Origin of the sequence: Qiania dongpingensis, assembly GCF_014337195.1 — a bacterium.
In the GTDB taxonomy this organism is placed as follows: domain Bacteria; phylum Bacillota; class Clostridia; order Lachnospirales; family Lachnospiraceae; genus Lientehia; species Lientehia dongpingensis.
Window position 1 is genome coordinate 1,524,074 of record NZ_CP060634.1, and the last position, 13,731, is coordinate 1,537,804.

At 48.2% G+C, this 13,731-nt stretch carries 11 protein-coding genes; all 11 read right to left on the reverse strand.

Annotated features, from left to right (window positions below):
• Positions 1 to 4: 4 nt before the first annotated feature.
• A complete protein-coding gene (locus tag H9Q78_RS07175) occupies positions 5 to 862 on the reverse strand; it encodes a LicD family protein (protein WP_249304652.1) in 858 nt (285 codons plus the stop codon).
• Between the two features lie 38 nt (positions 863 to 900).
• Positions 901 to 2,727, reverse strand: coding sequence for an aminotransferase class I/II-fold pyridoxal phosphate-dependent enzyme (locus H9Q78_RS07180; protein ID WP_249304654.1), 1,827 nt, complete (start codon positions 2,725 to 2,727; stop codon positions 901 to 903).
• A 63-nt stretch (positions 2,728 to 2,790) separates the two neighbouring features.
• Positions 2,791 to 3,912 carry a UDP-galactopyranose mutase gene (glf, locus tag H9Q78_RS07185; RefSeq protein WP_249304656.1) on the reverse strand — a complete coding sequence of 374 codons (1,122 nt, stop codon included), beginning with the start codon at positions 3,910 to 3,912 and terminating at the stop codon, positions 2,791 to 2,793.
• A 183-nt stretch (positions 3,913 to 4,095) separates the two neighbouring features.
• Positions 4,096 to 5,751 (reverse strand): 2-isopropylmalate synthase, encoded by a 1,656-nt coding sequence (leuA, locus tag H9Q78_RS07190; protein ID WP_249304658.1) that lies wholly within the window; start codon positions 5,749 to 5,751, stop codon positions 4,096 to 4,098.
• A 240-nt stretch (positions 5,752 to 5,991) separates the two neighbouring features.
• Positions 5,992 to 7,368, reverse strand: a complete 1,377-nt coding sequence (locus H9Q78_RS07195) for an O-antigen polymerase (RefSeq protein WP_249304660.1) — start codon at positions 7,366 to 7,368, stop codon at positions 5,992 to 5,994.
• A 5-nt stretch (positions 7,369 to 7,373) separates the two neighbouring features.
• Entirely contained in the window at positions 7,374 to 7,637 is a 264-nt protein-coding gene (locus tag H9Q78_RS07200; RefSeq protein WP_249304662.1) for an HPr family phosphocarrier protein, read from the reverse strand.
• 39 nt (positions 7,638 to 7,676) lie between these two features.
• Entirely contained in the window at positions 7,677 to 9,074 is a 1,398-nt protein-coding gene (locus H9Q78_RS07205) for a CdaR family protein (protein WP_249304663.1), read from the reverse strand.
• The gene (gene cdaA / locus H9Q78_RS07210; protein ID WP_147596208.1) at positions 9,052 to 9,933 is read right to left on the reverse strand and encodes a diadenylate cyclase CdaA; all 882 of its coding nucleotides are present in this window, start codon (positions 9,931 to 9,933) and stop codon (positions 9,052 to 9,054) included. The genes H9Q78_RS07205 and cdaA overlap by 23 nt, the downstream gene beginning before the upstream one ends.
• The gene (locus H9Q78_RS07215; RefSeq protein ID WP_249304665.1) at positions 9,917 to 11,065 is read right to left on the reverse strand and encodes an ABC transporter permease; all 1,149 of its coding nucleotides are present in this window, start codon (positions 11,063 to 11,065) and stop codon (positions 9,917 to 9,919) included. The genes cdaA and H9Q78_RS07215 overlap by 17 nt, the downstream gene beginning before the upstream one ends.
• On the reverse strand, positions 11,062 to 11,490 hold the full coding sequence (locus H9Q78_RS07220; protein ID WP_249304666.1) for a hypothetical protein: 429 nt from the start codon (positions 11,488 to 11,490) through the stop codon (positions 11,062 to 11,064). The genes H9Q78_RS07215 and H9Q78_RS07220 overlap by 4 nt, the downstream gene beginning before the upstream one ends.
• Before the next feature lie 297 nt (positions 11,491 to 11,787).
• Positions 11,788 to 13,725: a lysine--tRNA ligase gene (gene lysS, locus H9Q78_RS07225; RefSeq protein ID WP_249304668.1), complete on the reverse strand. Its 1,938-nt coding sequence runs from the start codon at positions 13,723 to 13,725 to the stop codon at positions 11,788 to 11,790.
• Positions 13,726 to 13,731: the final 6 nt, after the last annotated feature.

Sequence of the window (13,731 nt, forward strand, 5' to 3'; positions counted from 1 at the left end):
ATTCTTATTCTCTCCCATATTCTCCGAAATCAAGCTGATACGGATAGTGGTTCTTGCGCTTCTCCGCCGGAGGAAGCGTCATAAAATCAGGATGCATCTGGGAAAGCATTTTCTCGATATGATTCGGAAAATTCAATTTTATATCCTCAAAGGGCTCCTGTCTGAGCGGATACAGGTCCTTTTTTTCAATCGTATTCCAGAACCGGTCCGTATCGCATAAATAGCTCAGCCGGCCTGTCTCCCTGTCCTGATACCGGGTCATGGCCGCTTTACATTTCTGATATATCTTTTTCTTAGAATACCCGAAAACTTTAAGAAACAGATGTGCGGCCTTGCAGACAGCCCTCTCGGCTGCCACTTTAAAACCGCTTCCCAATATCACCGGCTCCGGCATACAGCGCAGTATGAGAATCTTGCTCCAAAACCACGCGTCCCTCGCCTGCTTCCGGTATTCCTTATCATCATCGGATACGTTGTCAAAGGGATAAATATCCAGAAAGATACCCAGCTCACAGTCAATATCCCGGAGGGCTTCTTCCCGAAATTTTGTCCCCTTCAGCATCCAGCGCGTGGTGGTCAGAGGATAATTTTCATCATACTCTGCATTCATCACCGTGTATTTTTCTCCAAACTCTTCTTTGGCAGCCTGGATGAATTTCTCATAATCCTTCCGTGGAAGACATACGTCTATATCGTCGTCCCACGGAATAAATCCCTGATGGCGCAGCGCCCCGATGGCCGTCCCGGCAAAGGAAAAATAGGTCAGCTCATATTTACCGCAAAGGTATAGAAAATCCTTTAAGATTCCAAGCTCGATCCTTTGAAGAGTTTTAAGTGTCGAATCGTCGTATTCCTTAAACATATCATGTGCTCCGTTCCCTGTCCGGATCTATGCCCTCCTCACCTTACGGGTCCGGAAAGCTCCGTTTTTAAAGCTTCTAAAAGCTGTTCGTTTTCTTTCGGCCGCTTCACCGCCAGACGTATATACTGCCTGTTCCCAAATCCTCTCTTCGCGGACAGATCCTTAATCAGAAGATTGTATTTTTCCAGAAGGACAGCGGCCAGCCTGCCGCTGTCAAATCCATCCATAAGCTCGCACATCACATAATTGGCCTGGGAAGGGACCGGCCGAAGATGGGGAATATCGCCTAGAGCCGCAAGATATCTGCTCCTCACTTCTTTAAACTGCTCCATCGCCCTGCTGTAATCCCCTTTGTACTTTTCAGCGATCTGCATGTAATACTCCCCAAAAGAATTGATATTCCAAATGGCCGCCTGTTTCTTCATCCTGCTGATAAACGCTGTATCACCGCCCGCGATTACCCCGAGGCGAAGCCCCGGTACTCCGTAGGATTTTGATATGCTCTTTACCACAAAGAGCGCCGGATAACGATTCAGGACGTCTTGGCACAGCAGGGAGTTTTCTTCCATATCCCCATCCGCAAAATCCACAAAGGACTCATCCAAGACAAAGCGGATTTTCTTTCTCTCCGCCCATTCTGCCATCCGAAGTACATCCTTCCTGGGAATATAGCTGCCGGAGGGATTGTCCGGATTGATCAGCACCAAAATGGCAATATCCTTTTCCCCGAAATATTCCATGAGTTCATCTGCCGTATATGTGAAATCACGATTGCCGGGTGTGAACACCTCCAGCTCATCTTTTTTTCTGTTTGGATATTCCTCGAAGGTGGGATATACCGTACCAAGCTTTCCGGGCACCATTTCCATCAAGAGCTTTATCAGCTCTGCGGCGCCGTTTCCCACACAGACCTGCTCTTTTTTAAGTCCAAAATATTTTGCCGCCACGAGACTGTTGACCTCCATGCCGGAAGGATAATTGGTCAAAAGCTCTGTAAAGCTGGCCTTCAGCTCATCCACCAGCTTTTCTCCGGGATAAAAAGGATTCACCAGATAACAGAAATCCTTAAGATGCGGATATCTCCAATATCCGCCATAACGGCCGGAAATTTTCTTAAGCTTCTCTTTCCCCTCGGCAAACAGGGACTCTGCGATATCCAGGTCTTGTTCATCGTCGATTTCATACCAAAGCTCTCCGTCCAGGCGCAGTCCTTTGATGACAGGCGTGTCGAGGAGCGTGATCACCTTCAGCACCTGCTCATAATATTCGTTGTTTCCCAATGCCTTACAATATGCCTCTAAAAAGGGAACATAGTGGGAATTGGAAAATTCCTTCCCGAATTTATAGATATTTACCGTCTTATAGTACTTGTCCACATCGGAAAAGCGAAAACTTTTCTTTCCGATAAAATCCAGAATATTGTCTTCTTCATCCAGCGTCACTACCGTTCCGTCCATCCAGCTCTCATACTTCGCCACAAGAGCCAGGCTGGGATAGGGGTCATTCACCAGCTTTTCCAAGACGGCTTTTTCAAATATGAGATCCGACTCCAAAAGAAGCGTGTCCTCTTCTGTCAGATAATCCTTTGCCATATATAAGGAATAGATATTATTGGTCTTGTAATAGATCTGATTGTCGACATATATGGTGGGAGTCTTTATGGACAAGGTCCCGATATAATCCATCAATTTTTTTCCTTCATACCCTACTACAATGACAATCCTGGACAAACCAAGTCCGTCCAGCTGAGTCAGCGCCCTCTCGATCAGCGTGACACCATCGACCTTGACCATACATTTCGTCGCGTCCTTCGTCAGCTCTTTAAGCCTTTTTCCCATACCTGCCGCTAAGATGATTGCCTGCATATATTCCTCCTGTGCCTGGTTTTCCAAGCGCCCTGCATACGTCCTGTCATTGATATCTCAAAGTCAGGCAAGGCTCCCAAATTCCGCCTCTGCTTTCTTCATGGCCGATTCTATGACCTTATCCATATCATAATATTTGTATTCTGCCAGACGGCCGCCGAACATCACGTTCTTCTCTCCGGCGCCCAGCTCCGCATACTTTTGATAAAGCTCCTGGTTTTTCTCATCGTTGACCGGATAATACGGTTCCATTCCTTCTTCCCAGGCCACTGAGTATTCTCTGGTGACCACAGTCTTGGGAATTTCAGAATAGGGTACGGTACAGTTAAAGTGTTTGTGCTCAATGGTCCTCGTATAAGGCACTTCCCTGGCCGTATGGTTCACCACCGCCACTCCCTGATAGTTGTCCACATCAAAGATATCATCCTCAAACCTAAGACTCCTGTATTCCAACTTCCCATAGCGATAATTAAAATACGCATCTATGGTCCCGGTGTAGATGATCCGGTCTCCCATGGCATCGAACGTTTTTTTATCTGCCAGATAATCCGTCTCCAGCATCACCTCACAGCCCTCAAACAGTTTCTCCGTTATACCGTTGTAACCGCCGATTGGAATACCCTGATACCGATCATTAAAGTAATTATTGTCATACGTATAGCGGACCGGGAGTCTCTTGATGATAAAGCTGGGCAGCTCCTTACAGGCCCTTCCCCACTGTTTTTCTGTATATCCTTTGATCAGTTTCTCATAAATATCAGTCCCAACCAGGGAAATGGCCTGTTCCTCCAAATTCGCCGGCTGTCCGAATATCCCCGCCCTTTGTTCTTCAATCTTGGCCCTGGCTTCTTCCGGCGTGGAAATCCCCCACATTTTACTGAACGTATTCATATTAAAAGGCATATTATACATCTCACCATGATAATTAGCCACAGGGCAATTGGTATACCGGTTAAATTCTACCAGTCCATTTACGAACTGCCATACATTTTTGTCAGATGTATGGAAAATATGGGCGCCATACCGGTGCACCGGTATCCCTTCTATATCTTCACAGTAAATATTGCCTCCCAGCTGTTTCCGCTTTTCAACTATCAGACAGGTCTTCCCGTTTTTTCTTGCGTACCAGGCCATGACCCCGCCAAAAAGGCCGCCGCCCACGATCACATAGTCAAATTTTTTCATAAAATTACCGCGGATTCCTTTCTGCCCTGACCGGCTTCCTTCAGGGCGCACTACTCCCAGTGCTTACAATCGGATATCATTTTACTACATCTCACCTGTAAATGCAAGAACTCCGGCGGTCATAACCGCCGGAGTTCCTTACGATCTTCTTTATAATCTTAAGCTTTCCTTAAACCCAAAGCCTTATTTAAACAGCCTGTTCAGTCCGCTGAACAGCGCCCTGTGAGAAGCTCTCGTAATATTCGGGCTCACGCCGACACCGAAGGTCACCCTTCCGGTATCCACATCCATCACCTGAATGTAAGCCGCAGCCTGTGCATGAGAACCCTCGCCCAACGCGTGCTCCGAATAGTCCAGTACCTTTACGTGAACATTCACCGTCTGCTCGATGGCATCCCGCGCCGCGTCAATGGGCCCGTTTCCGACTCCCTTCGCCGACAGGATTCCTCCCTGGTACTTGAAGGTCAGTTTGGCCTGGGTATCGGTCTCTCCCACGTCTGTAGTCTCACACCGGATAAAGTTGAACGGCTCCTTGGCAGCCAGATACTCGGCCTTAAAAAGCTCCATGATCTGCTCCGGCGCCACTTCTCCGTGGGCCTCCGCCACGGCCTGCACCACATCCGCAAACTCCTTGTGCATTCCCTTAGGCAGCTTGAACCCATAGAAGGTATCCATGACAAAGGCTACGCCGCCTTTTCCGGACTGACTGTTGATCCGGACGATGGGCTCGTAATCCCTGCCCAGATCGGAAGGATCCACAGGAAGATACGGGACCTCCCAATACGGATTCTTTCTGGCCTTAAGCGCCCTGACGCCCTTGTTGATGGCATCCTGATGGGATCCTGAAAAAGCGGTGAACACCAATTTGCCCGCATATGGATGCCTGGGGTCGATCTCCATCTTGCAGCATCTTTCATATACCTCAATGATCTCCCGGATATTTTCGATATCCAGCTCCGGGTCGATTCCCTGTGAAAACATATTATAAGCCACAGTCAGGACATCCACATTCCCGGTACGTTCTCCGTTTCCGAACAAGGTGCCTTCCACTCTGTCCGCTCCCGCAAGCAGAGAAAGCTCCGTCGCGGCCACTCCGGTCCCCCGGTCGTTATGGGGATGTACACTCAATACTATGGTCTCCCGGTCTTTAAAATTCCGGTGCATCCATTCAATCTGGTCCGCGTATACGTTGGGAGTCGTCATTTCCACCGTAGCGGGAAGATTGATGATGATCGGCTCCTCCTTGGTGGGCCCCCACGTTTCCTGTACCGCCGTACATACCTCCAGCGCATAATCCATCTCTGTCCCGGTAAAGCTCTCCGGAGAATATTCCAGCACGATCTCACCGGGGAAATCCTTCGCCCGTTCCTTCACCATCTTCGTGCCTTCGACGGCAATCTGTTTAATATGCTCTTTGTCCATGCCGAATACCACGTCTCTTTGAAGAGTCGAAGTGGAATTGTAGATATGGACCACCGCGCGTTTAACGCCCTGAAGGGCTTGAAAAGTCCTGTCTATCAGATGCTCTCTGCACTGTACCAATACCTGAATCACCACGTCATCTGGAATCAGATTCCGGTCGACCAGCTGCCGTAAAAAATCGTATTCGATCTGAGACGCCGCCGGGAATCCGACCTCGATCTGCTTGAAGCCAAGCTTTACAAGAAGATTAAACATCTCAATCTTTTCTTCTACGACCATAGGCTCGATCAAAGCCTGGTTTCCATCCCGCAGGTCAACGCTGCACCACACGGGAGCTTTTTCTATCTCCTTATTCGGCCACTGTCTTTCCGGATAATCCATCACCGGTACTCGTTTATATCTCTTAAAATTTAACATGATCTATCGTCCTCCCTGGATCTTCTCCATAATCGTTTTTCTGTCTGCTCTGCTCCAACATATCTCTGGAAAAGCTTCATAGTCGATAGATCACACTGTACTTTGCTATAATATACATTTTAATTTTTGTGCTGTTCTTCCTAGGTCCAGCCCCATGAGTCATCAGTCCCATCTTATAGATTCGCCGGCAAGGCGTCACCGCCGCCGGCGTAGACTAAGTATAGCATACCGCCCCAAAGATTACAATTGTATTTTCCCCGAAACATATTCCTTCTGTCTATGGCCGACATAAACATAAATTATAGCAGTCAGCCCCAGCCAGAACCAGGTCGTCGGATTGCTGAACCAGGTCGTAAAGAAAGAAAAGACCAAGTACATCGCAATCTGTGCATAAAACAGGCAGGATACAGGATTCCCGCTTTTCTTCTGGGAAGACGCCACTTTCCTGCAGGCCATTCCGAGCACCAGTCCAAAAAGCGCCACTCCCCAAACTCCAAAGTCATAATAGGCATCGTATATCAAGGTGACGGTCGTCAGCTCCGTTTTCGTAACATAGATTGGAAAATTCACCAGACCGGGCGCCAAAAATTTAAGTCCGGTCAGCGCGAACACAGGAAACAATTGGCGCAGGCCAAATGTATGGGCCGGAAGCTCTTTGACAAGGCAGTTAAAATTATCATAGTTATTGGCAACATACATGTACGGCTGTGTCACAAAAATCGGTGTTTCTGCATTCTTCATTTCAAAGATACCGTTCAAATACGCCACATCATGATTCCTCGCCACCGTCAAACCCACATAAACCGGAATCAGAGCTGCCAGGACCAATATGATGTACCGAAGCTTGATCTGTGGATAAGCCGCCACTGCCACACATATGGAGAGAAGCACTGCCAGCATCAGCTGGAACCGGGACACACAGAGGACCGGAATGGCCAGAGCGGCACAGCAGCTCACACCCAGAGCTGTCCACTCTTTTACGCTCAGCTTGCCCCTGACTTTCTTATACAGCACAGACAGAGGCAATACAAATATACTGCTGACTGTGAAATAATGTACTCCTGACAGATGAAAATATGAATAGGCATGAGGCTTGTCCGAAAAAAGAGGAATCTCACGGATGACCGCGGCCTCCAGAAGAAAACAGGCATAGGAAACCAGCAGTATCGCAAGGATACACCGAAAAAGCCTTTTTGCCGTCTCGTCTTTGCCCGGTTTTCCAGTTCTTTCGTCTCCCCAGATTTTTACACGCAGTTTCCTGAACAGCTCTCTGCCGGCGCATTCTCTCCTCCCGGCCCACTCATATCCCAGAATAAAGAATATATACGCCAGAGTAAAGCTGATCCAGGTCAGATATTCCCAGTCCTCCGCCAGACGAGATAGCTTCATGGCCGAAAGTCCCATCCCTCCCGTCCAGAACAAAGAAAACACCGCCTCCATCTGAAACAGATATCCATGCCTGCGGAAATAAAAGGCATATTCCCCCGCGGCCAGCATAATTAAAACAAAACCGGAAAATACGTATTCTCCGGTTTTGCTCAATACGCAGGCCAGCACACATCCAAGTATGTAGATTCCTAAGTTCGCTGCCATCACCGCGTTTTTTTTATTTCTCATATCCTTCACTCACCCAAGCCGCTTTTCACTATGTCTACGATCGCTTTCAGCGCCTCTTCCTCATCCGGGCCATCGCAGATGAACTCCAGTTCATCTCCCGTCTTAATGCACGCTCCCAGAACGCTCAGCACACTCTTCGCATTTGCCGTTATATTTTCAAAACGGAATGTGATGGAGGAAGCATAATTCATCGCTTCCTTGCACAGCACCCCGGCCGGTCTTAAATGCAGACCGGTGGGATTTTTAACAACCACCTTCTCGCTAACCATAATAATCCCTCCATTCCCTCATATATCTATTCAAGACTTTTATCTTGTCTGCTCACTGCTTCCAGAGGACGCAGATGTGCCTGTAGTACCCGTAGTCTCCGTACTCTCCGTCCCGTTTACCGACTCACTCGCTTCACTGCTGGTTTCTGTCTGGCTCTCCTGCGACGATTCCGTATCTGTTGTCAGAGAAGTCGCCGTCACCTCTACGCGCGCTGCTGTCACCGTAAAATAAGACTTATACTCATCCGTGATCTCAACCTGAGGTTCCAGCTCATAGGTCCCGGGAGACTCAATCGAACTCACATCCAGAGTTACAAAAAGATCGCTGTTGTTTACCTTTTCCAGATCTTCACTTAAACCTGTCAGAACTACTGTCACCGCGTCTTCATTTCCCAGCCGGTATCCAAGGTCAGGAGAAGCGCCTGTCATACTGATCTGATTTTTGCTGATACGGAAGCTCTTTTGTGTCAGCTTCTCAATCTGAAATACGATATTTATGGTATCCGGCTGTCCGTCGGCCACCTTAAGGCCCTCCGGCAGCAAGTCACTTACCTTGACTGTTTTGACGACATCCTTGTCCGCGCCTGTTAAATCCACCGTGACCTCCAGTATATTATCCAGCTCCGCTATCAGGCTTTTGGCGCCGGTCACCGATATGGTCTGGGGATCGCACTTAAAGTTGATATACTTGTAGCCCTCCGCCACCTCATTCTGTCCGGTAACTTTTACGTCAACGCTTATCTGGTTGGTCTTCACTGCAGTCATGACAACTTCTGCTTCCGCAGCGCTCATGGATATCCGCTCGTCCGACATATCAATTTCCTGTCCATTGGCTTTCAGCAGCCTGACGGCCCCCGCCGTCCGAACATCATCGGCGGCTCCCGACACATCCACGTTTATCCCGGCATGGTCAATACTATCCATTACAGACTTGGGCGCCGTCACCCTCACGGTGCTGGGAGATACGGCGATCTCGCTGAAAGCATAGCTATCCGCGGGCTCGCCATTTTGAATCACCTGAATCTTGAACTCTTTCGTCTGCATTTCTTCAACGTTTACTTTTATGCTTCTGGTGATCTGCGTCCAAGAACGGATCAGGCTTTTATTGTTTACCACTGTAATCTTAACCGCCACAGAGCCGGTGGCTCCATATATTTCATTCATATCTATGGCAGCTTCAAAATCATCCGCCGAAATCTTCCTTCTGTCCGTCCTTCTGGCGGTGACCTCCACACTGACGGTCTGGTCCCCCATCAGCTCATATGTCAGATTATTATCCGTAATGGCCGACTGTTCATTCAGTACGGTCACCGGAATACCCGACACTGTGAAGGTATCCGTAGGATTGTCAATATTTATGACCACCATCCAAAGAAGAACGGCACCGATGGCGGAGATGATTTTCAGCAGCCAATTATTTGTCAGCTTTTTTTTCATGCTTCTGCCATCCTTTCAAAATCTTAAGCCGCCGTCCCTTGGGCGCCTCATTCTCTTCTATGATCCGCTTAAGCTCCTCCCTGAGGGTATCCGGATCCATACCCCGCCTCAGTCCTCCGTCAAAAGCAACAGAAACCGTCCCTGTCTCTTCCGAAACAATGATCGTTACGCTGTCGCTCACTTCGCTGACCCCGACCCCGGCCCTATGCCTGGTTCCCAGATCTTTACTGATCGCCATGTTGTCAGACAGCGGAAGATAACAGGTGGCCGCCACGATACGGTTCCCCCTCACTACCACGGCGCCGTCATGAAGCGGCGTATTGTGCTCAAATATGTTTAACAGCAGCTGGCTGGTGACCACACCGTCTACTAAGATCCCGGTCCTCTCATATTCCGCCAGCGGAGTTTTTCTTTCTATTACAATAAGGGCCCCTGTCTTTACCTTGCTCATCTCGAAGGTGGCCTTTACGATTTCATTCATCGTCTTATCGGAAAACTTATCATCCACCATCTTTCCATTATCTGAAACGAGAAATCCGAGCACCTTATTCCGCCCCAGCTGTTCCAGAGCCCTGCGAAGCTCCGGCTGAAAGATGATCACCACCGCGATGATGCCGACGTTGATGGTCTTATCGGCCAGCCATAAGATCGTATTCATATGGAACAGATAAGCGACCAGGATGAATCCCAGAAGCACAAGTATTCCCTTCAGGAGCACCCAGGCTCTTGTATTTTTAATCCAGAGCATTACATTATACAAAAGGACTGCGATGATGATCATCTCGACCACATCGGTGACCCTAATATCAGGGATGCTCTGCATAAGATAGGTTTTCATTCCATCAAACAGTTTCGTCATAATCCGTTTCCCGTCGCTCCTCTGCCTTCTCTAAAGGCTGGGTCTTTCCCGAAAGCACCTGGGTATCCTCCAAATCTTTCATTTTCCCTTCTTTAAATAAATCCTTCGTCTTTTCCAGATCTTTTCCGGCCGTCATTATCTCCGACGTACTCCCCATATCCTGGTGCAGGGTGAAAAGCTCTTCTCCGTCCCCTGTCTCTCCCTGGTTCTTGGGATTTATCTTTCTCACCGTCACCTCCGGCTGCGTTACCGCCACCTTAGGCACAGCTTTTACATAATAATAATAATCGTCGTCCTGGAACTGTACATATTCGGTTCTGGAATAGTCCAAATGGAACAAGAAAAACTCCAAAAGGAACCCGACCGCCGCCGCCAGAACAGCACCTACTATGACGGTCACCACAGACAAGTCGATATCCGCCAAGAATACACCTGCAAACAGGAGTAGGATGTTCACGAGCGTGCCTGTTACAATGGCAATTTCCCAGGCACGGTTCGCCGACAGCCGCCGAATCATATAGACCACAAGAAGCGTCACACAAAACGCGCCAACCATGATCCACATTTCCCGGTTCCCCAGAATGCCGTTGATCATCTGGGTATATCTTCCCGGCATGGACAGAGAGCCTGTGGAGGCGAGGACCCCCACATTGTCTTTGACAAATTTCAGCATATAATAAATGACTATCCCAAAGCTCATAGGAATGACGCTGAAAACAGATCCCGTCAGCCCAAGAGCAAGAGGTATGATCAAGGGAATCCGGCATACAAACATGAGCGGCATCAGAATAAGCACAATGCTGTCTCCCGGCTGAAAAACATAATAAAGGCAGAAAAACAGCAGAAGGACTGCTGCCGCCACGAAAAACACCTCCAGCGATACCGCATACATATGCACCAGTACGAATATACCTGCCGCCACTACAATCGCTCCATTGGGAAGAAAACCGCAGACAGCCGCCAGGCCTACCGACAGCCATATATGATTCAGTCTCTCCATATACCCCATGGATCCGTCAACTGCCATAAAGACCGCCAATGAAATCAAAAATCGGAGCACTCTTATGATATGCACCCCATATCGGGCGTAGAATTTTTTTATCCGCTCCCGCAGAACCAAAAGAGTCATCATACTCTGTATTCCTCCGATTCCCTCCAGACCTTAACCGTCTCCTGCTCATACAGACGGCTTATCTGCTTAAGAATAGCCTGATAGTCCTTTACCTTCGCTCTTGCTTTCTGATATTTGCTCTTAAATACAAAATATGCCGCCACGAGAAAACATGCCAGCAGGCAAACAAGAGCAATACCCGCCTGGACAGCCATCATGGCCAAATCCTCTATCCGAGTCTGCGTCATAAGAGGCTCCGCAAAATACAGAACCCACATCACTGTCAGCAGCAAATAGGCAAAAATAAATAAAATACCGGAACGGATCATTTCGTAGCTGATATAGTCGCCTTTATAAAAGTGGTTCAGCCGCAGGGCGTTCCGCTCTTCCTTAACTCTGAATATTTCTGCTTTTGTCATCAGCTTTGTGCGTTCCGCATTTACCATATTACATACTCCTCATCCAAGCATACTGCTTTATAGTAGTATAACATACCAAGTGAAAAATTTCGAGAAGATATTATTATTTTTCTATAAAGTATCATTCCCATACATGCGGTAAAATAAAACAGCCGCCCCGGTTCATTATCTGTACCAGGCGGCTGCTATTTATTTTCTATACCCTTTGATTGAATTACCATTAATTCAATATTTTATTTATCGTCTGCATTTTTCTAATAAATCAGAAACAATTCTTTGCTTTTTCAATTATTAGAGTGTAAACTGGGCGCGGATTTTAATCTATTAGTACAGCTTCGCACCCGCCGGAATATGATCGTCGACCATCAAAAGATTAAGTCTTTCTTCTCCTTCTTCCGTATGAATCGCAGAAAGAAGCATCCCACAGGATTCAAATCCCATCATAGGCCTTGGCGGCAGATTGGTAATCGCAATCAGCGTCCTTCCGACCAGCTCTTCCGGCTCATAGTAGGTATGGATTCCGCTTAAGATCGTACGGTTTTCACCGGTTCCATCATCCAGAGTAAACTTTAAAAGCTTCTTAGACTTCTTCACAGGCTCACATTCCAGAACCTTTACAGCCCGGAAATCAGACTTACTGAATGTCTCAAAATCGACTTCGTCCTTAAACAAAGGCTCAATTTCCACCTTAGAAAAATCTATGACTTCTTTTACCGTTTCTGTGGCTTCCACAGCCGGCTTATCTTCCGTCTTATCAGCCTTTTTCGCATCCGCTCCGCCAATGCTCTTCATCGTGGGGAACAGAAGCACGTCCCGGATAGCCGGGCTGTTCGTCAAGAGCATCACCAGACGATCGATTCCATAGCCGATTCCGCCCGTGGGCGGCATTCCGATTTCCAATGCGTTCAGGAAATCCTCGTCCATGCTGTTAGCTTCCTCATCTCCCTGGGCCAGCAGCTCTTCCTGGGCTTTAAACCGTTCTCTCTGGTCAATGGGATCGTTTAATTCTGAGTAGGCGTTTGCCATCTCACGTCCTGTGATGAACAGCTCAAATCGTTCCACATAATCCGGCTTGTCCGGTTTCCTCTTTGTGAGCGGAGATATTTCCACCGGATGGTCGATGATAAAGGTAGGCTGCCTCAGGTGCTCCTCCACATAGGTTTCAAAGAAGAGGCTCAAAATATCGCCCTTCTTATGTCTGGCTTCATATTCGATATGGTGCTTGTCCGCCATGGCCTTCGCCGCTTCCGTATCCGGTATTTCATTAAAATCAACTCCCGAATACTGCTTTACCGCGTCCACCATCGTGAGTCTCGCAAAAGGCTTTCCCAGGTCGATCTGCTCGTCGCCATATGTCACCATGGTGTCTCCGAGGACCTCCTTTGCCACATGACGGTACATGTTCTCCGTCAGATCCATCATACCGTGATAGTCCGTGTACGCCTGGTAAAGCTCCATCAGTGTGAATTCCGGATTATGCCTGGTATCCACACCCTCATTCCGGAACACACGGCCAATCTCATATACGCGCTCCATGCCGCCCACGATCAGGCGCTTGAGATAAAGCTCCAAAGAGATCCTGAGCTTCACATCCTCGTCCAGCGCATTATAATGAGTTTCAAAGGGACGGGCCGCGGCGCCTCCCGCATTGGATACGAGAATCGGAGTCTCCACCTCCATGAATCCCTCTCCGTCCAGATAATCCCGGATGGATTTGATGATCCGGGAACGCATAACAAAGGTCTTTCTTACATCCGGGTTCACGATCAAATCCACATATCTCTGGCGGTAGCGGATATCCGTGTTGGTCAAACCGTGGAATTTTTCAGGCAAAATCTGCAGACTCTTGGACAAGAGAGTGATCTCAGACACATGAATGGAAATCTCTTCCGTCTTCGTCTTGAATACGGTGCCCTTGATCCCGACGATATCGCCGATATCATACTTTTTAAACTCCTTATATGCTTCTTCTCCCACACTGTCTCTTGCCACATATGCCTGGATCGTTCCGGGCAGATCCTGGATATGGCAAAAAGAGGCTTTCCCCATCACACGCTTAGACATCATCCTCCCTGCGATGGATACCTCTTTTCCTTCCAGCTGGCCGTATCCGGCCTTGATCTCTTCACTGTGATGCGTTACATCATATTTTGTAATCTGAAAAGGATCCTTTCCCTCTTCCTGAAGCCCCGCCAGCTTTTCGCGGCGCACTTTCAGAAGCTGATTTATATCCTGTTCCTGGATTCTGTTCTGCTCTGCCAATTTTTT